19 protein-coding genes are annotated in these 23,686 nt (G+C 67.4%); 9 read left to right on the forward strand and 10 right to left on the reverse strand.

Annotation, left to right across the window (positions count from 1 at the left end):
* Nucleotides 1-195: 195 nt before the first annotated feature.
* Nucleotides 196-912 carry a helix-turn-helix transcriptional regulator gene (locus tag FL344_RS20230; RefSeq protein ID WP_228565210.1) on the forward strand — a complete coding sequence of 239 codons (717 nt, stop codon included), beginning with the start codon at nucleotides 196-198 and terminating at the stop codon, nucleotides 910-912.
* A 169-nt stretch (nucleotides 913-1,081) separates the two neighbouring features.
* On the opposite strand, the gene FL344_RS20235 is transcribed toward FL344_RS20230, so the two are convergent.
* A complete protein-coding gene (locus FL344_RS20235; protein WP_228557735.1) occupies nucleotides 1,082-2,317 on the reverse strand; it encodes a hypothetical protein in 1,236 nt (411 codons plus the stop codon).
* A gap of 139 nt (nucleotides 2,318-2,456) precedes the next feature.
* Between FL344_RS20235 and FL344_RS20240 the strand changes: the two genes are divergently transcribed.
* The 4 genes from FL344_RS20240 to FL344_RS20255 all read left to right on the forward strand — a co-directional run bounded on the left by FL344_RS20240 (nucleotide 2,457) and on the right by FL344_RS20255 (nucleotide 7,362).
* A complete protein-coding gene (locus tag FL344_RS20240) occupies nucleotides 2,457-2,738 on the forward strand; it encodes a hypothetical protein (RefSeq protein ID WP_228565211.1) in 282 nt (93 codons plus the stop codon).
* Nucleotides 2,739-2,820: 82 nt separating this feature from the next.
* Nucleotides 2,821-3,633: a helix-turn-helix domain-containing protein gene (locus tag FL344_RS20245; RefSeq protein WP_141589183.1), complete on the forward strand. Its 813-nt coding sequence runs from the start codon at nucleotides 2,821-2,823 to the stop codon at nucleotides 3,631-3,633.
* 145 nt (nucleotides 3,634-3,778) lie between these two features.
* Complete coding sequence (locus tag FL344_RS20250; RefSeq protein ID WP_141589182.1) at nucleotides 3,779-5,584, forward strand: ABC transporter ATP-binding protein; 1,806 nt, start codon at nucleotides 3,779-3,781, stop codon at nucleotides 5,582-5,584.
* Complete coding sequence (locus FL344_RS20255) at nucleotides 5,584-7,362, forward strand: ABC transporter ATP-binding protein (protein ID WP_141619686.1); 1,779 nt, start codon at nucleotides 5,584-5,586, stop codon at nucleotides 7,360-7,362. Before FL344_RS20250 ends, FL344_RS20255 begins: the two co-directional genes overlap by 1 nt.
* Before the next feature lie 97 nt (nucleotides 7,363-7,459).
* On the opposite strand, the gene FL344_RS20260 is transcribed toward FL344_RS20255, so the two are convergent.
* Nucleotides 7,460-8,941 carry a DUF3943 domain-containing protein gene (locus FL344_RS20260; RefSeq protein ID WP_228565212.1) on the reverse strand — a complete coding sequence of 494 codons (1,482 nt, stop codon included), beginning with the start codon at nucleotides 8,939-8,941 and terminating at the stop codon, nucleotides 7,460-7,462.
* A gap of 522 nt (nucleotides 8,942-9,463) precedes the next feature.
* Here FL344_RS20260 and FL344_RS20265 point away from each other — a divergent pair.
* The gene (locus FL344_RS20265) at nucleotides 9,464-10,480 is read left to right on the forward strand and encodes a hypothetical protein (protein WP_228565213.1); all 1,017 of its coding nucleotides are present in this window, start codon (nucleotides 9,464-9,466) and stop codon (nucleotides 10,478-10,480) included.
* Between the two features lie 608 nt (nucleotides 10,481-11,088).
* Here the strand turns inward: FL344_RS20265 and FL344_RS20270 are convergent.
* From FL344_RS20270 to FL344_RS20285, 4 genes are all read right to left on the reverse strand, one after another.
* Entirely contained in the window at nucleotides 11,089-11,493 is a 405-nt protein-coding gene (locus FL344_RS20270) for a hypothetical protein (protein WP_153881179.1), read from the reverse strand.
* 358 nt (nucleotides 11,494-11,851) lie between these two features.
* Nucleotides 11,852-13,006 carry a hypothetical protein gene (locus FL344_RS20275; protein ID WP_228565214.1) on the reverse strand — a complete coding sequence of 385 codons (1,155 nt, stop codon included), beginning with the start codon at nucleotides 13,004-13,006 and terminating at the stop codon, nucleotides 11,852-11,854.
* Between the two features lie 93 nt (nucleotides 13,007-13,099).
* On the reverse strand, nucleotides 13,100-13,741 hold the full coding sequence (locus FL344_RS20280; RefSeq protein WP_228565215.1) for a hypothetical protein: 642 nt from the start codon (nucleotides 13,739-13,741) through the stop codon (nucleotides 13,100-13,102).
* Between the two features lie 92 nt (nucleotides 13,742-13,833).
* Nucleotides 13,834-14,268 carry a hypothetical protein gene (locus FL344_RS20285; RefSeq protein ID WP_228565216.1) on the reverse strand — a complete coding sequence of 145 codons (435 nt, stop codon included), beginning with the start codon at nucleotides 14,266-14,268 and terminating at the stop codon, nucleotides 13,834-13,836.
* A gap of 475 nt (nucleotides 14,269-14,743) precedes the next feature.
* Between FL344_RS20285 and FL344_RS20290 the strand changes: the two genes are divergently transcribed.
* The gene (locus FL344_RS20290; protein ID WP_141619693.1) at nucleotides 14,744-15,562 is read left to right on the forward strand and encodes a hypothetical protein; all 819 of its coding nucleotides are present in this window, start codon (nucleotides 14,744-14,746) and stop codon (nucleotides 15,560-15,562) included.
* Between the two features lie 217 nt (nucleotides 15,563-15,779).
* On the forward strand, nucleotides 15,780-16,862 hold the full coding sequence (locus FL344_RS20295; RefSeq protein ID WP_141619712.1) for a hypothetical protein: 1,083 nt from the start codon (nucleotides 15,780-15,782) through the stop codon (nucleotides 16,860-16,862).
* 58 nt (nucleotides 16,863-16,920) lie between these two features.
* Here the strand turns inward: FL344_RS20295 and mtgA are convergent, their stop codons facing one another.
* Entirely contained in the window at nucleotides 16,921-17,820 is a 900-nt protein-coding gene (gene mtgA / locus FL344_RS20300) for a monofunctional biosynthetic peptidoglycan transglycosylase (RefSeq protein ID WP_141619694.1), read from the reverse strand.
* Nucleotides 17,821-17,980: 160 nt separating this feature from the next.
* On the opposite strand from mtgA, the gene FL344_RS20305 reads away from it, so the two are divergent.
* A complete protein-coding gene (locus FL344_RS20305; protein WP_228565218.1) occupies nucleotides 17,981-19,510 on the forward strand; it encodes a DUF4034 domain-containing protein in 1,530 nt (509 codons plus the stop codon).
* 46 nt (nucleotides 19,511-19,556) lie between these two features.
* Here FL344_RS20305 and FL344_RS20310 read toward each other — a convergent pair whose 3' ends face one another.
* The 3 genes from FL344_RS20310 to FL344_RS20320 all read right to left on the reverse strand — a co-directional run bounded on the left by FL344_RS20310 (nucleotide 19,557) and on the right by FL344_RS20320 (nucleotide 23,621).
* Complete coding sequence (locus tag FL344_RS20310) at nucleotides 19,557-21,242, reverse strand: LVIVD repeat-containing protein (RefSeq protein ID WP_141619696.1); 1,686 nt, start codon at nucleotides 21,240-21,242, stop codon at nucleotides 19,557-19,559.
* Nucleotides 21,243-21,492: 250 nt separating this feature from the next.
* On the reverse strand, nucleotides 21,493-22,269 hold the full coding sequence (locus tag FL344_RS39925; protein WP_228565219.1) for a collagen-like protein: 777 nt from the start codon (nucleotides 22,267-22,269) through the stop codon (nucleotides 21,493-21,495).
* A 281-nt stretch (nucleotides 22,270-22,550) separates the two neighbouring features.
* Nucleotides 22,551-23,621 carry a hypothetical protein gene (locus tag FL344_RS20320; protein ID WP_228565220.1) on the reverse strand — a complete coding sequence of 357 codons (1,071 nt, stop codon included), beginning with the start codon at nucleotides 23,619-23,621 and terminating at the stop codon, nucleotides 22,551-22,553.
* Between the last annotated feature and the right edge of the window lie 65 nt (nucleotides 23,622-23,686).

Genomic DNA, 23,686 nt, shown 5'->3' on the forward strand with positions numbered 1-23,686 from the left:
AAATTAGGGAGATGCTCGATCCGGCGCGAACCGGGAGGTCCCATGAGCGGCGGCACCCTTCGAAGCCCACAGGTTCATGCGCTCGTGAGGCTCATCAACGAGGCACACGAGCTGCCAGCGCGAGTGGCGACACGGTCCCGGCATCTCCTCGTCGGGCTGTGTCGCATTCTGGGCGCAGAGGCCGGAGCGTGCGTCTTGGAGCGCGACTTCAGACCGGGAGGACATGTCGGATTCACGGAGATTGTCCTGGAAGGGTGGAGCGGGAGCGCGGTGTCCGCGCTCAAGGCGCTCCGGAGGATGGGAAGTGCCTGCAACCCCGCCATTCGCTCATTGATGGAGCGCGGCTCGGAACCCGGCACCATCGTCACCGCGATGCGCCGGGAACTGGTGGAGGACTCGAGCTGGTATGGCGCCCCCTATGTCGAGCATTATCTGCGCCCCACGGGGCTCGATGACTCGGTGTATTCAAGCCAGTGGTCCGAGCTCCCGGGGGTGGTGCGGGGTATCGGAATCTACCGTGAGCGGGGCGGCCGCCCCTTCGACGCCGCGGACCGCGAGCTGCTGCATCTGTTCCACGCCGAGTGCGGAGCCATGCTCGACCCGCCAGGGTCCTCGAAGGTGAGAACGCCGTCAGGCTGTCTGGCGCCTCGCGAACGACAAACGTTGGAGTTGCTGCTTCAGGGACTCGGAGACAAGCAGATCGCGGCTCGGCTCGGCATCAGTCGTTTCACCGTGAATCAGTACACGAAAACCCTCTACCGCCGCTTCGGAGTCCAGTCGCGGGCGGCGCTCATCGCACAGGTGCTCGCACGCGATGAACCGGAGGCCACGACTGCGCTCCCCTCACGGCAAGTCCCGCCAGATGGACAACCGAAGCTCGCACGCGCATCCGACGGGCAGGAGCCGTGTTGATACTCGGAACCCCTGGGGTCGATTCCCCCCGTGTTCTTCTGCGATCGCAAACTGTAGCCCTGAACGCTTCGCGAGAGTCGTACGTCGCGAACATGTTCGTCCGCCCAGGCTCTCTTGAGGCTCCGGCACAGGGGGGATGAATTCCCTCCCTGCGCCTGGAAGCCCATGACTACGGAGGGGGCAGCGGCTGCCAGTTCGGGTCGGGCCAGACGAAGGGGTTTCCACCTGCGCCCGGGGCCGCGTTACCGAAGTAACGCTGGCAACCCGCGACGTTCTCCGAGCGCCCCAACAGTTCCCAGAAGCCAGGGCAGACGTCCCGAGGAATTCGCGTGCGGCAGTCCGCCATCGTCCGCTCGCCCGCGTCAGGTTGCGCGTAATAGGCGCTCACGAAGTTCCAAGCGATGCGCTGGAGCGCCTGGACGGTCGCCGCGTTCGCGCCAGCAGGCCCCGGGGCGCCCTCGGGCGACTCCCGGAACACGGACGCATGGTGGACCGCGGCCATGTAGTACGCACCCAGGCTCGTCAAGTGGACGTTGTCGCTGAAGAGCACGTTGAGCTTCTGCGACGTCGTGCCGGTGATCCCCGGCACCTCGTTCGCGATGACGCGCTCCACCAGGTCGACCAGCGCCGTGCTCCCCGGGAGCGCCACCACGCGGTCCGCCCGCCCATCGGACTGCAACGTGAGGTTGACCTTGGAGGACACACACTCCCAGGCAACCCGAGCGTTCTTCTCGTAGGCAATCCACCGGGCAGGGTTGGCTTTATCGATATCCAACCACGTGTGATAGAAATACGTCACGGCTTGCGGATTCCCGGCAATCAACCGGTCATGGAAGTGCCGCAAGTAACCGACGGTGTTCTCCCACTCGATGGTGCCCAGGAGGTCATGCCGCTCGGTGATGAGGAGGGTGTCGTATCGCTCGCCTGGACCCAGCGTCTGGGGAGACAAGAGCTCCTGGACCACGTTCATGTTGGAGCCCACGCGATTCTTGCCCTGGCGGTACCCTGCCCATCCGCCATTGCCCCAGGTCCGCACCCGGAGGGGTGAGCCAATCACGTTCTGCTGGTTCCAGTTGAAGTCCTTCGCCAGGCTGGTGGCGATGCCATCGAAGTGGTCGGGCATGGGGTTGTCGAGCAGGCTGTGTCCGGAGAAGAAGACCCGGGCGCTCGTGATGGGGGGCGCCGTGCCGGGCTCCCCCGCGTCCGAGCCGCCGGCATCCGGGACTCCCGCGTCCTCTGCCCCCGCATCTGGCTCCGTGTCGCCGCCGTCCGGGGGCCATACGCCCGAATCAGCGGTGCCAGGAAGCGCGTCGTCGGGAACGTCCTGACTGGACTGCCCGGCACACGCCAGCCCGAGGGAGACAACCAGAAGGGTGCATGGCCTCAGCCGAAATGCATACATCATTCGAGTCCTCATCGCTGAAACGACGGTTCCATCCCACCACCCCACCCTGCAGGAGCCGGCCACCTGCACCAATCCAGAATAGACTGAAAGCCACCAATTCAGTCATCCTTTCCCCCTCTCCAAGGAGGCACAAATGAAGATGGGACGCATCGCAGTGGGCTTCGTGGCCGGTCTCGTGTCCATGGTGGGCTGTGGTGGCCAGACGCAGGATGCGCCGGGCACGGACGTGGCAGCCGAGGGCCTCGAGCAATCCTGCGTGTATGCTTATTTCGAGTGTGGCTATCGCGGCCACCAGTATCCCTACGCCTGGCCGGCGACCTGCGCCGTTGGAATCCATACGCACCAACAGGCCTTCGCGGTCTGTCTCGCGGAATGCCCCTGGATGTGTGTCGACACGGGGGACATCGGCACGGCGCCGTAGTCGGAAATCCCTGTCACGGTCACTGGATTTGGGCCTTGAGAATCATGCGAGCAGCTCGCATGATTCGCTCACAGTACGCGCCATGATGCACACGACCTATCGGCCCCACGCGCCTCTCGACAAGTTCGTGGACTTCCTCTGGGTGTCCGCCGGCTACGTCGCACAGGCGCCACGAGAACGTGTGCTGCCGTCGGGCTCGCACTCCCTTATCGTCCCTCTCGGCGCCCTCCCACTGCGCGTCTACTCCAGCGACCAGACAGACGAGGCCGCTGAAATCCGGGGCGCGATCGTAAGCGGCGCGCGAAGCAGCCCGCTGACCATCGCGGCCGTGGCTGGCCCGACCGCCGGTATCTACTTCAAGCCCGGCGGCGCGCGCGCCTTCTTCGACGTGCCCTGCAACGAATTCGCGGAACAAGTCATTTCGCTGGATGCGATATGGGGCGCGTCGGCGCACTCACTGCGCGAACGGATCATGGAGGCATCCTCGACGCGCGAGCGCTTTCAACTGCTGGAAGAACACCTCCTGCACCGACTGCGCCGGCCCGTCGAACCAGCGCCCGCGCTTCGTGCGGCGCTGGCCGCGTTCGAGGAACCCGACCTCACGTCGGTCGCTGAAGTCAATCGCCGCACGGGGCTCTCCCCCAAGCGCCTGTTGGCCCTGTTCCGCGAGGAAGTCGGCTTGAGTCCGAAGACGTACTGGCGCGTTCGACGGTTTCGAGCGGCGCTTCTCGACGTCGAACAGGGCGCCCTGCGTGGCGCCGCGTTGGCCGCCGAGCACGGCTACTTCGACCAGGCCCACTTCCTTCGCGAGTTCCGGACGCTCGCCGGCTCGAGCCCCCGCGAGTACCTGGCAACGCGCGTCGAGGGCACCGACCACGTGGCGGTCTCCGGGTAAAAAGATCCAATCCGCGGCGGCGGTCCCGGCGTTTCCTGGGCGTCATGGAACCGAGTGAACGCCTCCCACAGCGCGTGCCGGCAGGCCCGGCATGGACGGAACGATCGCACCCCAGCCGCAGCGGCCCCCACAGAGGGAGGCGAGCATGAGCGCCGACTCCTCCGCCACGCGGGCCCAGGAACGCCCTCTCCGGGACATTGGGGCACTTCTCGGACCGCAGGGGCCACTCGTCGCTGGGGCCGCGCTCTCGTCGACGTTGGCGGCAGCCCTCGCATTGGTGCCGTTCTTCGTCGTCGCACGCATGGCGACCTCCATCTACGCGGCGCCGCCGGACCTCGACGCGGTTCGCGCGCTCGCCCTCCTCGCCGCGGGTGCGCTCGCGTTGCGTTACATCCTCGTCGCTGCCGCGAACGTGCTGGCGCACGTCGCCGCGTTCCGCATCCTCCATGACCTGCGCGTGCGGCTCGCGAAGAAGCTCGGCGCCGTTCCGCTTTCGTTCTTCAGCCGTCGTGGGGCGGGCGAACTGAAGAAGACACTGATGGACGACGTGAACCAGATCGAGGCGTTCGTCGCTCATCACTTCCCGGATGCGGTCACCGCGCTCGTCGTCCCGCTCGCGACGGCCGTCGCCCTCCTGTGGATTGACTGGCGCATGACCCTTGCCAGCCTCGTGATGGCGCCGCTCGCTGTCTTGGCGATGGCCGTCGCCATGCGAGAGGTCGGCAAGGCCCATCAACAGTGGAACGAGATCCAGAGTCGGATGAACCGCTCGCTGCTCGAATACCTGCGGGGCATCCACGTCATCAAGACCTTCGGCCTGTCCGCGCGGCGCTTCAGCGACCTCTCGCGCTCCATCGAGGAAGGGCTCGCGTGGATGGAGGGTTTCATGCGCACCAACGGCCGTGGCTACGGCGCGTTCGGCGCGCTCATCGGCTCGAGCCTCGTCGTCCTCGTCCCCATGGGCGGTTGGCTCTACACGCGCGGCACGCTTTCGCTCGAGTCGCTCGTACTCTTCCTCGTACTCGGGCCACAGCTCCTCATGTCGATGATGCGGCTGATGTTCGCGTGGGGCAACGTTGACCGCATCCAGGCGGGCAACGCGCGCATCCAGGCCATCCTCGCGGCGCCCGATCTCGAGACGCCCACGAGCGCCGCGCGGCCCACGCACGATGGCATCGCGTTCCGTGGCGTCAGTTTCCGTTACGAGGACGGCGGTTCAGAGGTCCTCCGCGACGTCTCCTTCGAAGCGCCCGCGGGCAAGGTCACGGCACTGGTCGGACCTTCGGGCGCTGGCAAGACGACGCTCGTGAGGCTCGTGCCCCGGCTCTGGGAGGCGACGAACGGCGCGGTTGAACTCGGCGGCGTCGATGTGCGCGCGCTCCAGCTCGACCAACTGCTCTCCCACCTCTCGATGGTGTTCCAGGACGTCTTCCTCTTCCACGGCACCGTTCGCGAGAACCTGCGTCTCGCTCGGCCCGATGCCACCGATGCGCAAGTCGATGCCGCGTGTCGCGCCGCGCGTGCGTACGACTTCATCCAGGCGCTTCCCAGGAAGTACGACACGCTGCTCGGTGAGCGCGGCGCCCGCCTCTCCGGGGGCGAGAAGCAACGCCTGTCCATCGCGCGGGCGCTCCTCAAGGACGCCCCGGTGCTGCTGCTCGACGAGGCGACGGCTTTCGCCGACCCCCAGAATGAGGCGCGCATCCAAGAAGCGCTGTCCGAGCTATGCGCGGGACGGACGGTGCTCGTCGTCGCGCACCGGCTTTCGACCATCGCCACCGCGGACCACATCGTCGTCCTCGACGGCGGGCACGTGAATGACCAGGGGACGCACGACGAATTGCTCGCGCGCTGCGCCTTGTACCAGCAACTCTGGCGCAGCCACACCGAAGCGCTCGACTGGTCACTGGGCGATCCGGCCACTCCTGACATTCAGAAGGAGGTGGTGTGATGCTCAGGGAACTCTTCATGCTCGGCGAGCGGCTCGCGGGCCGAAATGACGCACGGCTCCGGCGCGGACTTCTCTTCGCCTTTGCCGAGGCACTCGCGGTCGCCGCGCCCTACACACTGGTCCTCTTCTTCGTTCGTGAAGCGCTCGAGCACCGGCTCTCGATGCACCTGACGTGGTGGCTCACCGGCGGCATCGCGCTCTCGGTGCTGCTGCGCCTGGCGTTCTCCATCAGAGCGATGTCCAACATCTTCGTCGCCGCGCACGCGCTCATGGGGCAAGCGCGCATCCGCACCGCCGACCACCTGCGACGCCTGCCCATGGGTTTCTTCACGCAGCGAAGGAGCGGTGAACTGGCAGGCGTGCTCACCACCGATGTCGCGCTTGTCGAAGACGTGTGGTCGCACACCATCGGCATCTTCACGGCGAGCTTCGCACTGCCGATGCTCGTCGGTCTCGGCCTCTGCTTCCTCGATTGGCGCCTGGGGCTCGTCGTCCTCGCCGCCCTACCGGTGGCACTCCTCGTGCTGGCAGCGACCACGCCCCTCTTCGTTCGTGAGTTCGAAGCCGTGCTCGAGGCCTCGGCGGATGTAAACGCCCGCGTCGTCGAATACGTGCAGGGCATCGCCGTGCTCCGGGCGTTCGGCCGGCACGGCGAGGTCTACCAGCGCTTCGTGAAGGCAATGGAGCGCCTGCGCGACGCCCTCATCCGCGCCGATGTCTTGCCCTCCCCGCTGCTCGCCGTGTTCGGCTTCGTCGTCGAGATGAGCTTCGTCGCGGTGGCGTACGCAGGAAGCACCCTGGCGTTGCGCGGTTCGATTCAGCCCGGGGTGCTGCTCGTCTTCCTCATCGTGACGGTCGGAGTCGTTCGTCAGGTCTCGGATCTCGGTGTGGCACTGCTCATGCTTCGAGCGTCTCAGCGCGCACTCGGTCGCGTTGACCGGCTACTCGCGGAGAAGCCGCTCGCGGAACCGTCCGTAAGAGCGGCGTCGATCCAGAAGTTCGACGTGGAGGTCGACGCAGTGTCCTTCGCGTACGAAGACGCGACCGTGCTCGACGGCGTCTCGGTGACGTTCCCCGAGCGCTCGTTGACCGCGCTCGTCGGTGCCTCGGGCTCAGGGAAGTCGACGCTGGTCCACCTCGTGGCGCGGCTGTGGGACATCCCGCGCCAGGGTGCCATCCGGATCGGCGGCGTCGACATCCGGGACATTCCGTTCGAGGAACTGCACCAGCACCTCGCGATGGTGTTCCAGGACGTCGTCCTCTTCTCCGGGACCATCCTCGATAACCTGCGCGTTGGACGGCCCGACGCCTCGCTCGAGGAAGTCCAGCGTGCAGCGCGGGCAGCGCGCGCCCACGACTTCATCACCGCCTTGCCGAACGGCTACGACACCCTGCTTGGAGAAGGAGGAGGAACCCTCTCGGGGGGTGAGCGCCAGCGCTTGTCCATCGCACGTGCCATCCTCAAGGACGCCCCCATTGTGCTTCTCGACGAGGCCACTGCCTCCGTCGACGCGTCGGCGGAGGCTGAAATCCAGCGCGCCATCGACGAACTGGTCAGGAAGAAGACCGTCGTCGTGATCGCACATCGGCTGCGCACCGTGCGGCGGGCGCACCGCATCATCGTGCTCGACAAAGGGCGCGTCGCGGAGTCAGGCACGCACGACGAATTGCTCGCGAAGCGCGGCGTCTACGCAGCGCTCTGGCAGGAACAGGAGCGGGCCAGGGGCTGGCGGCTCGCGGCGAGTACGGCCGCCCGCGTCACCGAAAGCCGGACCTGACGGGCGCTCCACCTGCGCTCCGGCTTCAAAGCCGAGCCGGGCGGTCAGCGCGAGCAGTGGGAGTCGCGCTCGGGCTGGAATTCGCTCACGCGGGTCCTCAGCGCGTTCCGAAGCCCGAGCCCTTCGAGACCGTCCACAGCAGACGGATTTGCGTCGCACGCTGGCGGATGGTGTCGGAAACGCTGCCGAACTCTCCCGCGCGGTTGGCGACGAAGGCTTCGAGCGCCACGCCATGTTGGCCGGCGAGCAGGAGCTCGGCACGCGCGGTGGCATAGGTGATGAGCTCCACGCCCTCACCGAGGAAGGCGCCCGAGATGAGATAGTTGCGCACGGACACGCCGACGCGCCCGACACCCCGCCGCACCAGGCCCAGCTCGAAGGCCGACTGCGCCCCGGGCCCGAAGTGGTAGTCACGAGCGGACTCCGGCGAGGTGAGACCGCCGCCATGGCCGAACGGCACCCCGGCCATGTTCGCGTTGACGTCCAGGGTGAGCTGCGACGTGAGAGGAACCTGCGCCACGCCGCCGATGCCCAGGCTGACCGTGGAAACGCGCAGCGTGTTCGGATTGGCGAAGTCGTAGCCCGCCATCAAGCCCCAGAGCCCCGAAATGGAGCGGAACTTGAAGCGGTCGCCGTAGAGAAGCCCCCGGCTGAAGAATCCCACCGTCAGCGTGTCACGCGAGAAGCCCATTCGCGCGAAGAGCGTGAAGTAGTCGAAAGGCTGGTCATAGTCGCCCGTGGTGAGCTGCGGGGGGCCGTAGACCATTTCGACGCCGAGGTGCCCCTCCATCTTGTTGGGAACATCGAAGCGCGTGCCGTCGATGTCGTTGTAGTTGTCGACGTTGCTCGTGAAGCCGGCCATCAACTGGAGGAAGTTCCCCTGTACCGGGAGGAAGTCGTTCTTGCGACGGCCAAAGAGGTAACGGTTGATGCCGCCCGCGGGTTCGACGAGCAGCGAGAGCACCGAGCGCGCCACCGTGGGTTCGCCTTCGTCGAGAATCGCGAGCGCGGTGCGATGCAGGACCTCGCCCAGCACGACGCCCCCGATGGACGTTGTAATGAGGTCGTTCGTGGATGGAGTCTCAGACTCCATGAACAGCTCCCACAACACGCTTGACGCGACCGTGAACGGGACCGAGCCCCAGAAGCCGAAGCCGCTTGAGCGCGCCGCGGTGTAGGCCAACGAGCCCTGGTAGGGGTGCCCGAGCGCATTGGTCGCGAACGCATCCTCGTCCCACACCCAGCCATCGGCGACGTTGCGACGCATGGTCTCCAGCGAGATGTCCGCGTAGGGCTTGCCGAGGAGCTTCGCCGTCCCCCAGAAGATGGCGTGGAAGGCGCCCATCTCCACGATGGGCACAACGAAGTTGCGCCCTCCTCCGTCCGGCGCGTTCCAGATGGCGCGGCGAGGCGGGTGCACGAGCTCCGGCACGAGGAGCCGGGGCTCCGCGGGAACGGCCTCGACGCACGCCTCCGACACCAGGGGGGCATCCGCGGGCGCCGCGCCTGCGTCGCCTCCTGAGACGAGCGAGAACACAAGGAGCAGGCCTGAGACGCGATGCACGGGGAACGGGTTCATGGCGTGCATCGGGCTCTAATTGCTCTGGGGAGCGACTGCACGCACCAACCGCTACCGGCGCGTAGCGAGCCTCGAATCCAGCGCAAGTTGAGAACTGTTTCCGATGGCACCGAACACTCGTGATGAACCGAAGTCGAGCCAGGCAGACGGTGCCGGACGCGAGGGAAAAGCAGGCGAGCGGGTTCGCCCGCTGGCGACCTTCCCTGGAGGCCGTGGTGCATCGCGCCGCCGCGTCAACGCCCCTGTGACATGCAGTGAACCCCAGCCGATGCGGGGCTCCATCAGGCCATGCGAGACGGCTCCATGGAGCGTCGCCCCCCTTTGGACGGACGGGACTGCAGGTGTGGTGCGGGTTGGGATGGGATATTGCATCCGGGCCAGTCCCGGAAACATCGTGAAAGCTCGGCGTGAAGCGCTGGAGACCGCCCGGAACCGTGTTCGCGGCATGTGGACACGTCCGCCTTGATGCAACGAAGCTGTAACAAAGAAGGCCGGGCCCCCTCGCATCTCCGCGAGAAACCCGTGACAATCAACGAAATGAACCTGCGACTCTCGATACGCTCCCTGTTGATACTCTCCCTCACAGTCGCTCCCGCACTTTCCGGCTGTGGTTCCGATGACGTCGATCCGACGCCGGACGCGGGATTTGATGCGGGTGTTCAGCCCGACGCAGGCGTTGAGCCGGACGCGGGCATTGAGCCGGACGCGGGCACTGAGCCCGACGCTGGCACTGAGCCCGACGCTGGCACTGAGTCTGACGCCGGCACTGAGCCCGACGCTGGCACCGAGCCTGACGCGGGCACCGAGCCTGACGCGGGCACCGAGCCTGACGCGGGCACCGAGCCGGACGGGGGCACTGACCCGGACGCTGGCACTGACCCCGACGCTGGCACCGACCCGGACGGGGGCACCGACCCGGACGCTGGCACCGACCCGGACGCTGGCACCGACCCGGACGGGGGCACTGACCCCGACGCTGGCACCGACCCGGATGGGGGCACCGACCTGGACGGGGGCACTGCCCCGGACCCGTTCACCGTTTGCGAGGGCGAGTGCCAGGAAACCGCGACCACGATTCGATTGGGCGAGAACCAGCGTGTCTTGACCAGCGCCTACTTCGGATATGAAGAGACGGACAACCCGGAGGCGCCGTGGGAGCTTTGGATCGAGTTCAACAACGGCGCGCCGGGTGAGTGCCCCACCGAGGATTCGCCGCTCCCGCCGCAGTTGGTCAACGTTCACAAGGTGAGGATGCCGGTGGACGCAACGCCGCAGGTAGGAACCATGTCGGGCGAGCCGACAGCGACGCTCGTCGACTTCGAGGGCGTGCTCACTACTGCGTACTTCCTGCACAGCACGAGCCTCACCTTCACACCTGTGGCCGCCTCGCTCTGCCCCACCTGCGTCCTGAGCGGTACCCCTCCCGAATCGCACTTCGTGGCCTTCGACTTGAATGGCCTCTACGAAAATGGCGACATCACCGGCCACGGGTACGCCACCTACTGCCCCTCGCTCGACTCCTTCAAGCGCAGGAAGTAACCGCGGTCCGGCTCACCTGACGGTGAGTCGGACCTGCCCAGGCCCCTGACACAGGGGCCTGGGCCCACCGAAGCGTTGCGCTGCCAGACGACGACGAGAGCACCAGCTCCCTCCCCTTGGAGGGAAGCCGCCACGTCGGCATTGCAGCGCATCAAGCCGAGTTGGAGCCCGCCCTTCGCGCAAGGCCTGCTGGCCAACCGCCATTTTCGCACGGCACATGAGCCCGCGCCGGTGATTCTCCCGTCTGCTTATTCAACACACGAGCAGGTATCAGAACTGACGGCATTCACTGAGATAGTGCTACTCAGAGGCGCGCTCAAGGCGCATCACCGATCCCCTCTCCATCATCCTGGGCCCGTGGCATGCCAGGGCGCTGCCGCGGGCGGCAGTCGGCTTCCTCGTGGCCACGCTTGTCGCCTGCCTGGTGAGCTGGGTGGGCCTGGCCGCTGCGTCGGCCGCCATTCGAGGCGGTGACCTGCCCCCGAGAACTCCCGCTGCTGTATCAAGACGATGAGTTCGCGGTGTACTGGATTGTCCCCGCGCCCTGAAACACCTCGGGGCGCCCGCTTCGCGGGGCCCCGCACACAGCATCACCTGACGGACAGCCATCAACCCCAGCGGTCTTGCTGGAGCTCCTGAAGGCGAGCCTTGATTTTCGCCTCCCGTTGGCCATCCGTCCTCGCCATGGACAGGTGACGCATCGTGACCCGCTTCGCCGCCTTGTCGAGCTCCACCGCCGACAGCTTCGGGTTGTCACGAATGAATGCCTCCATCTCACTCATGACCTTCTTTTCGAGATTCGCGATGCCCGGCTTGTTGATTCCAATCACGTATCCGGACTGGATGAAGGACTCCATGAGGTTTGCCGACGTCGCTCTCCAATCCGGGGCTGCGTCAGACGCCTTCGTCGCGGTCGTCGCACTCGGCGCGGCACTTTTTGCATTGGAGGCAGAGCCCATGCCCAGCAGACTTCGCATTGCATGAAAGACAGGCTGTCGGGTCGTGATCGCCATGGCGCACCCCCAATGCATACGAGTTGGAGGCACTCTAGGGCAAACATCCAGCGGGTGGACTCGTGGAAACCCCTACCCGCTTGACATTGTCTAATCCCAAACGCTGTTGCTGCTGGCCCCTGGTGATTCTAGCGACCGACGAGTCGTGGGCCAAGGAGTTCCCCGCCAGGCGCGAGCACGTATGCCAAGTGCTTGTGCAGAATCGGGCAGGACTCCGGATTGTACGCGACAATCACATATCGTCTGCCGGACTCATCGGGACTGGTTGCCCGAAGTGGTCCACCGTCCACGCGAGCCCGAAGACACCACTCGTCATCACACCCGCCCCAATCAGCAGGGCGCGTGTCAGCCCGCCCCTTCACGCCGTGCTCACGAGCCTCGCGCACGCCTCGCGCTCATAGGGGAGCCCGGCCTTCCGGAAGTGCCCCCCGGCGTTGCCGAAGCGCGGGTCCCAGAGGTGCGAGGTGTCCACGAGCGCGGCGAGGAAGCGCCGCTGTGCTTCTGTCCTCACCACCCCATCTCCACTCGGAAAGGCGTGAACGAGGAGGGGGCCCCACTCGAAGTCCACCCAGGACTTCTTGGTGGTCCGCGCGACCGCCACGGCTGCGTCCACCACGAGGTCGAAGTCGGGGACGAGCTCCAGGAGCCGCTGGACGACCGTGAAGCGCGGCTGCATCGGAAACTGCGGCGGCTTCACCGGGAACCAGTCGTTGATGTGCGCGGCATGCTGCTCCAGCGCGGTGCGCAACTCGCGTGTCGCGACCTCGCTTCGAGCCAGGGACGGCGCCATCGCCGCGCACAGGCGCACCGAGGGCTCCGCATCCGACAGGAAGCGCTCCAGGGGTACGTTGAGCTCTCCCAGTGCCAGGAGCAGGGAGCATCGCTCCGCCACATCCACCGTCCGCGTCGCCATCTCCGCCAGCCGCTCCACCAGTTCGTCCGGTCGCACGTCCGACGCCGGTGACGTGGCGAGCGCGGTGGCGGCCATCGCCGCGTGCATCCGCACCCGGGCATCCGGATGGTCCAGGTTGGCCAGCAGCGAGCGGGTCAGGAACGGCGCCACCCGGGCACACGCCAGCACGGACTGCGCATGGAGCGCGTTCGAGGCGTCCTCGTCCTCGTAGATGGCATCATCGTCGTCCGCGTCCAGGAGCGGCCCCAGGTCGAACCGGGCCATCGACTCCAGGTCCTCCATCGTCGCGCCGCTCCGCTCGAAGGCGTCCACCACACGCGTCAGGAACAAGAGCAACTCCGCGCGAACAGGCTCCTCGCCCGCATCCAGCCTCGCATCGTCGAGCACCCCGAGAATCACGAGTGCAACCGGAGCCGTCGCGGGGAAGACGGTGCCCTGATGGATGATGGCAGACCACAGGTGCTGCATGGCTGCGCCGCGGGCCCGCGCGTCCTCGGTGAGCAGGGCACGAAGGTGTACAGGCGTGTCAGTGGCGCGGCCATAGGCGTGTACCAGCCGTGGCCAGTCCGTCGCGTCGAGTGCGGGAATCCCGATGAGCATCGGCGCGACTATCCCCCACGAATGACAGCGCCTCAATGCATGCGCCCAGCGCGCGCCGTCCCGCTCAAGGCCTGAACTCCTCCACGCTCCCGCTCACCCGCTGCCACACGCCGACGATTCGATGCAGCCAAGGAGCTTTCCTCCCCTGCCCCCCTCCGAACCAACTACACAGGATTCGGGACTTGCCCCCCGCGGACGCCGCAGGGGCACATGAGGACACGAGGGCAACGAAATAGCCCAGCAACCCAATGAGATTGCTGGGCTTCTGAGTGTGGAGGCGGCGGGAATCGTGGCCGCCGCTCGGCGGGCATGTAAGGCCTTGGCCAAGAACTTCTCGACGCGCGACTTCTCCGGCTCGATGGTACTCGCGGGCGAGGCCACACTCGTGGCGCCAGCGAGCGCGGGGCGCAGGCCCGCCGCGATGCCCGGCTTCAGGTAGTGACGCAGGTCGACCGCCACGTCGGCCTTCACGTGGGTACCCACGCCCGCGACGGCGTTGACGTCCGCGGAGTGCCTGAGGAAGCCATTCTCCAGGCCGGGCTTGCCGCCCGCCTGGGCCGCCGCGCCCGCCACCGCGCCCCCGGTGACCGAGCCGTGCAGCCGGTCCGCGTGCGTCTTCTGCAGCTCGTAGCCGACGTGAGGCCCACGCAGCTCCGCCTGGACCGAGTAATGGTGCACGCCACTGCCGCTGTAGCTCGAGGTAGAGGCCTGCATCGAGCCCACGTTGCCGCTCACCGTTCCGCCGAAGGTGTCCTTCTGGAAGGGGCTGCCCGGCTTGTCGACGAACAGCTTCTGCTTCGCGGCCGAAGGCGCCGTGAGCTTGTTGGTCAGCGGCGGGGCGTGGGCGACTTCTCGCTGCTCGCGCGGCGCGCCCGGACGGGCGGCGCGGGCGCTTCCGGCTCGCTGTCGGGCAGCGCGGTGAGCTCTACGTGGTACGACTCCCGGTAGTCCGCCGCCCAGAACAGGGTGGCGAAGACGGGGAAGACGAACAGTCCTCCGACGATGCCGCCCGCGGTGCGTGCCCCGCTCCATTGATCGCGCCGAATGGTGACGTACTCGGGAGCGTGGCCGTCCAACTCCAAGGTGAAGCTCTCCGTGTTGTTGACGGTGGCCGAGTCGCTGTACTCGTACGGCGTCCGGCCGAGCACTTCGCCCGAGCGCGACCGGACCTTGGCGCCGCTGGGACTGGAGCGAATCACCGTCGAGCTGGCGCAGCCGGTGAACAGGACGACGACAAGAGCGGAGGAGACAAAGCGCTGCATGGGATGAACCTTCAGGTGAAAGGGGTCCCGCTCCCGTTGCAGCCGTTGGACCAGCCCTCTCCGCCCGTGTTCTGGCCTACTTGCGCGGGCCGGAGCGTCCACGGGCGGAGCGCCAGTCCCGGAGCATGGATACCGCGCCCAGAGACGCCGTGGCGGGGCATGGCCTGGCTGTCAGAGGCCGCCCATCATCCCGCCATCCACGCGCCAGACTCGTCCACGAAGCCGAACTTCCCACTCTCCACGACCAGCGCAGCACCACCTCGCCCTTCCGGTTGATGTACGCATCGGAGGACTTCGCCCCCGCGCGCATCACCTCGTATCGATGAAGCCGTAGCGCGTGGCGGGCATGGCGCGGACCCTGACGACGGCGTCCGCGACCGGCCACACACATGACCGCATGCACGAGTGGCGGCAGTGAGTGAGGCCGGAGATTCCCGTTTGTCCATACGCCACTGGCTCGGCGAGGATGCGCGGCATGGATGACTTCTACGCTGACGTCCTCGACCACGTCGGGCGTCCCCCCCGAGAGTTCGGCTCCGTCCACCTGCACGTGGAGCCCGTGATTCGCAATCCACTCGGGCAGGCCACCGCCGTCGTGTGGCTCCAGGCCGCCTTCGAGCCCCTCGCCACCACCCCGCCGTCCGTGCTGGTGATGGGCAGGCAGAAGCAGGGCTCCGCGCACCGGCTGCTGGGCCAGTTCCCGCTGCCATCTCTTGCGGGAGGTCGCGTGGTGCGGTGGCGGCTTCCGCTCGAGCTGCCCCCGGAGTTCGATGAAGTCCACTTCCAGGTGGAATCAATTCTTCACCCCAACGCCGCGCGCGTGCGGCCCGCGTGGAAGCTCTTCGACACCCTGGAGATTCCCAAGGAGAGTGACATGAAGGCGGTGTCGGGCGAGGTCTCCATGGGAATCGACCTCGGTGAATCGCTGCTCAACACCGTGATGTCTGGGGGCCTGAGTGTCACTGCCTACATGAAGATGGGACCCCAGGTTTCACCGGGCAGCCTGGCTGTGAAGCGCCACGCGGCGGCCACGCTTCCGACAGCCTTCATCGCAGCCGTGGTCGACGGCCCCGTGGAGCCACTGTCCGACCTGCAATGCGAGCTCGTCTGGGAGCCGGGGATGGCCCTCCCCGCCGCCAGCGCCGCGCCCAGTTGGAGCACGGAGCCCACGCCTGCCATGGCAGCGCATGTCTTGAAGACACTGCGGACCTGCTACGCCTGTGGCTTCGAGGGCCCACGAGAGGAGTATGAGCGCGCCACGATGTGTCCCCGGTGTGACGCGACGTGGATGTAGGCACGCCAGGAAAACCCGCTGGCACTTGGATGTTGATTCACAGACATGACTCCTGGTCCAGGACCTACAGCGGCTCCGCGGGCCATGACATCGACACGTGGATGCTGAGCCACTCACGCTGACCGTTCGTCGCAGGCATCAGGGCCTTGGGACGGCGCGTGGGGGCCCATTTCCCATCCCGGTTATCGGGCCTCCCCTGTTGAGATAAAACGTGCGCATGCTCCCCTCGCGTCGTTTCGTCCTGGCCCTCTCGTCCGTTGTCGCGGTCGCCACCGCCTGCAGTTCGCCGGATCCAGTCCCGGACCGCCCCAACATCCTGCGCTTCGAAGCAAACCCGGCGACCATCGCTCCGGGCGAGTCCGCCGAATTGTCCTGGGAAATCACCGGCGCGCAGGACGTCTCCATCGATTACGGCGTGGGTGAGGTGACCGGAAGGTCGGTGCAGGTCCGCCCGACAGCGACGACGACGTACACCCTCACGGCGACCAACGAGAGCGGCAGCACCGCCGCGAGCACCACGGTCGCGGTGAGCACGTCCGCTGGGACGAATCTCTCCGGAAGCCTCACGACGCGCACACTGACGCGCGCGGGCTCGCCGTATCACGTGACGGGTGACTTAACGGTGCCCGCGGGGAGCCGGCTCACCATCGAGCCCGGCGTCCATCTCATTTTCATGGGACACCACAAGCTCGCCGTGCATGGGCGAATCACCGCGCAGGGCACCGCGGCCAGCCCCATTGTCTTCACCGCCAACAATCCCTCCCGAGGCTGGGCTGGACTGCGCCTGGCGGCGACGTCGGACGCCGGGTCGGACTTCCTGGAACACTGCATCTTGGAGTACGGCAACAAGATTGACGGCGAGAACGGCGCGGGCGCGGAGGGCTCCTATTCCGAGAACGCCGGTGGCGCGCTTTGGATTGGCTCACGCGGGAACGTGAACCTGAACCACAACGAGTTCCGCTTCAACAAGGCGCCCGCGTTCGGCGGCGCGCTGATGCTGATTGCGCCGACCAGCTCGGGCATCGCCACCGGGAACATCTTCCACGGCAACGAATGCACCGGTCCGCGAACCCAGTTCGGAGGCGTGGGCGGCGCGGTCAACACCGCGCACCTCCCGGCCAGCAACCAATGGACGTTCCGCGGCGGCGAGTTCCGTAACAACAGGGCACCGGAGGGCGGGGCACTCTACTTCTTCGACAGCAACGTGATCCTCGACGGGGTTGCGCTGTCTGGAAACAGCCCCCAGAACTGGGCGACGCCGGAGCCACACCGGCTGACGCTCATCAACACGCCGAAGTAGCGGGAGGCCCCGCGGCGCGGTCCCCATCGTTCGAGGCAAGCCCGGCCGGGTCCGCGGGTCAGCTCTCCGAGGAGAGCCGGGAGATGGCCTCCACCACGGAGCCGGGCACGGAGGTTTCGCCGAAGAAGCGCGAGAGTTCGGCCTGAGCCTCGCGGGCTTGCGTCGCGGTGATGCGGCCCTCGCGCTGAAGCCTCCCGATGATGGCGCCAGCCCGGATACGCAGCGTCTCGGGCTTCTGGGCGGGCAGCCAGCGGCGTGGGGCGGGCAGCATTCCCGCGAGCATCGCCCCCTGTGCCACGGAGAGCGCCCGCGCCGAGGTACCGAAGTGCTCACGCGCCGCGGCCTCGATGCCATACACGCCCTCTCCCCACTCCACCACATTCACATACAACGTGAGGATGTGCTGCTTGGACAGATGGGTCTCCAGTTGGCGGGCGAGCAGCAACTCCTTGCCCTTGCGCAGGAGGCTGCGGTCCGTGGAGAGGTAGAGGTTCTTGGCCAACTGCTGGGTGAGCGTGGACGCGCCGCGGCCCAGACGCGCCTTCCGCACGGACTGCTCGAGGGCGTTCTCCACCTCGATCCAATCCACGCCCTCGTGCTTGTAGAAGCGCGCGTCCTCGGAGCTCAGCACGGCATCCACCGCGTGCGGCGCCACCGCCTCCAGGGGCACCCAGGTCTGCCGCACACGGGGCTTCTTCCCCTCCGCCAGCGCCTCCTCGGCCCGCTGCGTGATGAGCGCGGTGGTGCGCGGGTTCTGCGTCTGGAGCGAGCGGACGTCGGGCAGCCGCACGTACTCCACGCTGAGCCAGACGACGAACAGCAGCCACCCGCCAAACATCCAGCGGCCCCAGCCCGGACTGGAATCCTTCCTCACGGCGCGCCGGGCGCCGGCAGGGAGCTGCTTCGTCTTCTGCGTCCGGGGGGAAGAGGCACGGCCGGAGGGAGGACGGGAGGCCATCGGTATGCACACATCTGCCCCGGTCCACGGTCCCTGTCCAGAAGACGGCCGGGAAGGCACGCAGCGGCCTGTATTGAGTAGGATGCCAGGCTCAATGCCATCTCTTCGTACCGCGCTCGGCGCGGGAGTCCTCGTAATAGGCCTGGGCGCCGGACTTGCCGTGACCGCTTCACGGGCAACGCGGAGCGCCGAGGTCGAAGCGCGCATCGCGGCGCGCCAGGAGCCCGTCCTGACACCCGCCCCCGGCCCCGCGCCGCAAGGGCTTCCCATTGTGACGCTTGCCGGGCGCGAGGAGGGCAAAGTCCCCCAGGGGCATGTGGACGGGGTGGCCCTGCGCTCGCTCCTGCTCCGGCGCCAGTTCGAGGAGCTGACGCTGGCGGTCGAGCAGCTCCAGTGGGGCATGGAGTCGAACCCCCAGGACGAGCACTGGATGACGGATGGCATCCTGGCGCTCGGCAACGGCTCCTCCGAATCGACGGAGCTCCTCGACGCCTGGGTGGAAGCGTCACCGCGCTCCTTCGCGCCCTACCTCGCGAGGGGGACCCACTGGGTGTCGGTGGGATACCTGCGCCGCGGGGGGAAGACCGTGTGGGCAACGGCGAAGGAGGAATTCGCCGGGATGCATGACGCCTTCGAACGCGCGGTGCCCGATCTCGTCCAAGCGTGGTCGCTCCAGCCGAAGGCGGTCGCGGCGGCGCGGCCGCTCATCTACGTGGCGAACGCGCTGGGCGACGACGAGGCTCGCGAACGCGCCTACACCCGCGCCATGGAGCAGTGCCCCACGTGTGCGGACGTCCGGGCCGTCTATCTCCACGGTCTCGCCCCCCGCTGGGGCGGCACCTACGAGAAGATGGACGCCTTCGCCGAGGCGCAGAGCCTTGCTCACCCCAAGATGGGCTTCCTGCGCGGCTTCGCCGATTTTGACCGCGCACACGACCTGGCGGTCCAGGGCAAGCACGACCAGGGGCTGGTCCTGCTCGCCCAGGCACTGTCAGCTGGCGACTACTGGGAGTTCAGGCTGGCTCGGGCGAAGCAACTGCGCCGCACCAAGGCCCTGGACGCCGCGCTGGAGGAGGCGAACCGGGCCGTGGCCCTGCGGCCCGCTCGTGCGTCCGTCTATTTCGAACGGGCTCGGATTTTCTCCAACAGCCGGAAGTGGGAACCCGCGGGCAAGGACCTCCTGCACGCCTTGCGGCTGGACGCGACGGACTCGGACGGACGGACCCTGCGGGACCACGTGGTGAAGGGGGTCATCTACGACGCCTGGGAGGCGCACAAGGCCGGACGCCGTGAGGAAGCGTTGGGCCTGCTGGAACTGGCTGGGGAGCTCGCTCCAGGCAACCCCGAGGTGGCGCGGCGGCGTGCATGGGTCGTCAAATCTCCACAGCAGGCGGAGGCACGAGCCGAGGAGAAGCAAGGCGAGGGGGCGGAGGACTTCCGCACCGTGCAGCAACGGGACTACGCCCTGGCGCGCGAGCGGCGCTTCAAGGAAATCCTTCCGCTCTGGGATGCCTTCATCGAACGCAATCCCGACCACGGGCTGGCCTACATGGAGCGCAGCGGGACGCACTACCACCTGCGGGACCTCAAGTCCGCGCTGTCCGACTTGAAGAAGGCGTGCGACCTGGGCGTCAACGAAGGCTGCGCCCGGGCGCGCCAGGTCGAGCGCGCCAAGGCCGCGGCCCGCTGAGGCGTGACCTCAGAGCCTCCACTGCTCCAGCGACGCCGTGGGTCGCTCAGAGTTCGTTGAGGATGAGCAGGCCGCGCACGGAGTCGGCGGCGTACACATACCCGTCGCCGGGCACTCGGATGCCGAAGGTGCCCTCGAAAAGGTTGTCCGTGCGGCCAAGGTCGCTCTCACGGAAGGTGTTGTAGTGCGCCACCTGGCGCGGCTTCGTGGGGTTGGACACATCCAGCACGCGCACGCCCTCGTGGTACCAGGCGATGTAGAGCAGGTGGCCCTTCAGAATCAGGTTGTGGATGGACGTGACGGGGCTGAGGCGGAACTCACCCATCTTGACGATGTTCGCCGGGTCGGTGACGTCCAGCACGCGCAGGTGGCTGCCATTGAATTCAGTGCCCTCGAAGGCGAAATTGCGCCCGGCGAAGGTCCCCACGGCGCTGTGGTGCGCAAAGACGTTGAAGCCGTGCACGTACTGGCCCAGGTGCCGCACGTTGTCGAGGTCGGTGACATCCATGATGGAGTAACCACCGAAGCCATTGCTGACGTAGAGGCGGCCCTCGTACGCGAAGGCGTCATGCGCGCCCCCCGAGGAGAACTCGGACGGCACGGTGATGAGCTGGAGCAGGACGGGCGCCAGCGGCGAGGTGACGTCGTGCACATAGGTCACCTCGCCGGGTGACATCGCATAGAGCCGGTTTCCATCCACCAGCACGGTGTGCGCCCCCTGCCCCGCGGGCAGGTGGCGCACGTACTCAGGCTGCGCGGGGTTGGAGATGTCATAGACGACGACGCCCGCGCGGTTGCCGGCGATGTAGAGGGCATCCTCCTTGGCCCACACGCCATTCCAGCTCGAGTCCCCCGGCAGACTGATGGAGGCCTTGAAGATGGGGTGCGCCCTGTCACTCACGTCGAAGACGGTGAGTCCGCCGTTGCTGGTGCCGCCAAGGTCGTCGATGGAGACGACGTAGGCGTGGTTCTTCGTGACATAGACGTCCACGGCATCCCCCAGTGCGACGGGGGACTCGGAGATGAGGCGCAGCCCGCCCGAGGACTCTCCCTCCCCTCGCTGTGAGGGCATGCGCCGCGCTTCGAAGGTGCCGGCCCGGCTGAACCTTCCGTTGGTGCAGCGGGCGTAGCAGCCCGTGATGATGCCGGGTGAGGGCACCTGGCAGCCGGCGAGCGCGGTGACAGTGACGGCCCCATTGAAGGGATTGGTGCGGCTGCCAACGACGAAGAAGCTCCCACCGTCCGTGTGCCGCGTCAGCAACGGCTGGCCGTTGAGCGTGTCCGTCCCTCCGTCGGAGAAGAGCTGGTAGGTGGTGAAGTCGGGGGCAATCTGGGTCCCTCCGTCAGACAGCAGGCGCTCACCTCGCATGTCGGCCAGGTAGATGCCGTGCTGCGCCACCTGGGAGAGCGCCTCCGGTGAGCACTGCGAAACGTCGTAGCGCGACAGGTCATCACACCGGATGGTGGTGGGGTCTCCCTGCTGATTGAAGTCGCATGGCGAGTAACGGCCCCGGTCAATCCAGTCACCGTGTTCCTCCAGCACGGTGTAGCCGCCATCCCACGGCGCCTCCGCGCTCGCATCGGGAGCGCCGGAGTCCGGCGACCCCGAGTCCTCGGGAAGCCAGGTCCCTGCATCAGGAGTGGGGCCGGATTCGTCGCAGGCGGAGAGCGTGGACAGCAACAGGACGCAGGAGGAAAGCAGCCCCCAGGACGGACGCAACATGGACGGCATCGTGGACCTCGCGAGCAAAGGCCTCCCACGAACGTGGGGGCCATGACTCAAGCGGCCTGACGCCCTGATTCCCTTATTGCGGCGAGAGATGGTTGCGGCGTGGAGGCAAGGTCCGCCCGCGAGCTCGGAATCCCGGGGAAAGCGCCCCGTACGGTCCTGGCCTTGCATGACGTCCGGACCGGCGCGGCTCCAGCGTCCAACAGCCACGCCCAGCCGGGTGAGGACTGGGCGTGGGCGGGCCGTGGGAGGCTCAGGTGTCGCCGCTGTAGGTGCCCACAAGCTGGATGTGGCTCTTGCCCGTCTCCGAGCAGGTCGCGTTGACGCTGACGCTCCAGGCCGGGACCTCGGAATGCCAGGTCACGGTGCCCGTCCAGTTCGAGCAGGCCCGGGCGTTGTCATCCGCGAACAGGGAGAGCGACACCCTGGAGTTCGGCAGGGTGAAGACCTGCCCCGGCGCCGTCATCGGCCGGGTCAACCGGATGACCAGCGTCGAGAACACCGCGCCACAGGTGACGCTCCTATGGCCCGTGATTCCCATCTGCACGGTGAAGGAATCCGTCGAGAGGCAGCTCGAGGGCGCGTAACAGTAGAAGCGCTCAGGCGTAACGACGCCGCCATATGTGTTCTCGTAGCCCACGCCCGTGCTGCTGATGGGGCGGCTCATGGACCACTGACACGTGGGCCTCTCGGTGCGGCAGCACGCGGCGTCGCCGGGGGGGCAGGCGGTCGTGAAGCACCCCAAGGGATTCGTCGTCGTGCCGCCCGCACACTTCGTGTTCAGCACGGCGTCCGTCCCCGAGCGCGTGCAGGCCCACAGCCTCGTTCCCTCGCAGAAGAACTCTCCCGGCGTGCAGATCTCCGGCGACTCCCCCACAGGCCCCATGGGGCCCGCCGGACCGGTGTCGCCCCGGGGACCCTGGGGGCCCTGCGCGCCCGTCGCGCCAGGCGGGCCCTGCTCGCCCGTGTCGCCCTTGGGTCCCTGCGCGCCCTGGGGCCCCATGACGCCGCGCGGGCCTTCCACGCCCATCGGGCCTCGTGGGCCCGTCAGGCCCTGCTCTCCGCGCGGACCCGCGGGGCCCTGCGGCCCCGGAGGCCCGCCCGCGGGGCCCTGCGGCCCTTGCGGTCCCGCCGGCCCCTGGGGGCCCACGGGCCCCTCAGAGGAACAAGCGGTGGTGAACAAACAGCACAGCAACAGCGAGAGGAGTGCGCGCCCGAAGGAGGTCTTGGTCATTGACGGGCGCGTGCCCTAGCAGCTTGCCCTCGCCCGGAGCAAGTCCGTCCGAAAGCGGGGACGGAGCAGCCCTCCCTTTACCAGGTGTAATAGCAGGCGTTGCTGCAGTTGGTGCCGTTGCAGAGCGCGAGGTCAGCGTAGTTGTGGCAGGCAGGGACAGTCAGGTCCGACATGGTGTAACGGGTGATGATGTCTCCGCAGGCAAGCACGGCGTCCGCCGTGCCAGAATTGTCGGCCACCGACATGGCGTTGGAGACGTACGAAGAGCCGCTCGCGGGCAGGCCTTCGGTCCACCGGCCCATGGTGACGCGCGTGGCGGCGAGGGTCGGAGCGATGTGCGCCCCGAGCTTGACGTTCCCCATCTGTCCAGGGTTGAGCTGCACGCTGTCGGCCCCCGTGCCTCGGCTGAAGTTGAAGGTCACCGGCCCATTGCCCGCGCAGTTCAGCACGGCGAAGTGCATGGAGTGCCCTGGATGATTGAATGACAGGGCCCCGTTCCAGTCGGTGGCGCGCAGACGGACTCGCGTCGCGGTGCCACGAACCTTGTCGCAGGCGAGCAATTGAGGGGAGCACTGATAGCCGTCCTCACTTCCGAGTGGGAAGTCACAGTCCGGGGAATTGCAGTAGTAGTCGCTCGTGAAGGCCGTGTGGATGACCTCCTGGCTTGGGTCCCCGCAGGTGGGGTCCCCATAGACGGAGGCAGCCCAGGCGCGGTTCGAGGCCGAGCAGCTCCCGGTGAGCGAGCGAGGCTCCTCGGGGAAGGTGGTCGGTAGGGCGGAGAGCTCTGCCTCGTTCTGCCGCCGGAGCTGCGCTCTTTCGCCCTCATCCATCGCGACGAGCGCGTGGTCCGCCAGGGCCGGGGGCAGCGCGTGCCCCTCGGGTGCCACGGCCAGGAACACCTCCGCCGCCGAGTGTGTCTGGAAGAAACGAGGGGCCACGAGCGGACGCTGCGGATACTGGGCGATGACGGCCACGTTGACCGCGCCCCCCTCTCCCTCGAGCCAGAGCACATGGCTGTCAGAAGTCCCGATGCGGGCAATCTCGCGCGGTCCGGACGGCTCGGTGGGCGCCGCCCATACGGGGAATGCCCCCAGGAGGGAGAGGGCACCAGTGCAGGCCAGCGCTCGGAATGAACGGGGCGACGTCATAGCGGGAACTCCGTGAGGAAGGACGGCGCTGATTCGCCGTCACTCCCCTGAACGGAGCCGAGCCC

The sequence above is a fragment of the Myxococcus sp. AB036A genome (assembly GCF_006547355.1).
GTDB classification, from domain to species: domain Bacteria; phylum Myxococcota; class Myxococcia; order Myxococcales; family Myxococcaceae; genus Myxococcus; species Myxococcus virescens.

Bases quoted from the DNA above. Each gene is read 5' to 3' on its own strand.
- FL344_RS20275 (WP_228565214.1), bottom strand. From the start codon at position 13,006: ATGCTCATCGGGATTCCCGCACTCGACGCGACGGACTGGCCACGGCTG.
- FL344_RS20255 (WP_141619686.1), top strand. From the start codon at position 5,584: ATGCTCAGGGAACTCTTCATGCTCGGCGAGCGGCTCGCGGGCCGAAAT.
- FL344_RS20260 (WP_228565212.1), bottom strand. From the start codon at position 8,941: ATGAACCCGTTCCCCGTGCATCGCGTCTCAGGCCTGCTCCTTGTGTTC.
- FL344_RS20285 (WP_228565216.1), bottom strand. From the start codon at position 14,268: ATGCAGCGCTTTGTCTCCTCCGCTCTTGTCGTCGTCCTGTTCACCGGC.
- FL344_RS20240 (WP_228565211.1), top strand. From the start codon at position 2,457: ATGGGACGCATCGCAGTGGGCTTCGTGGCCGGTCTCGTGTCCATGGTG.
- FL344_RS20245 (WP_141589183.1), top strand. From the start codon at position 2,821: ATGATGCACACGACCTATCGGCCCCACGCGCCTCTCGACAAGTTCGTG.
- mtgA (WP_141619694.1), bottom strand. From the start codon at position 17,820: ATGGCCTCCCGTCCTCCCTCCGGCCGTGCCTCTTCCCCCCGGACGCAG.
- FL344_RS20320 (WP_228565220.1), bottom strand. From the start codon at position 23,621: ATGACGTCGCCCCGTTCATTCCGAGCGCTGGCCTGCACTGGTGCCCTC.
- FL344_RS20310 (WP_141619696.1), bottom strand. From the start codon at position 21,242: ATGCCGTCCATGTTGCGTCCGTCCTGGGGGCTGCTTTCCTCCTGCGTC.
- FL344_RS20250 (WP_141589182.1), top strand. From the start codon at position 3,779: ATGAGCGCCGACTCCTCCGCCACGCGGGCCCAGGAACGCCCTCTCCGG.
- FL344_RS20270 (WP_153881179.1), bottom strand. From the start codon at position 11,493: ATGGCGATCACGACCCGACAGCCTGTCTTTCATGCAATGCGAAGTCTG.
- FL344_RS39925 (WP_228565219.1), bottom strand. From the start codon at position 22,269: ATGGGCGTGGAAGGCCCGCGCGGCGTCATGGGGCCCCAGGGCGCGCAG.
- FL344_RS20290 (WP_141619693.1), top strand. From the start codon at position 14,744: ATGGATGACTTCTACGCTGACGTCCTCGACCACGTCGGGCGTCCCCCC.
- FL344_RS20295 (WP_141619712.1), top strand. From the start codon at position 15,780: ATGCTCCCCTCGCGTCGTTTCGTCCTGGCCCTCTCGTCCGTTGTCGCG.
- FL344_RS20235 (WP_228557735.1), bottom strand. From the start codon at position 2,317: ATGATGTATGCATTTCGGCTGAGGCCATGCACCCTTCTGGTTGTCTCC.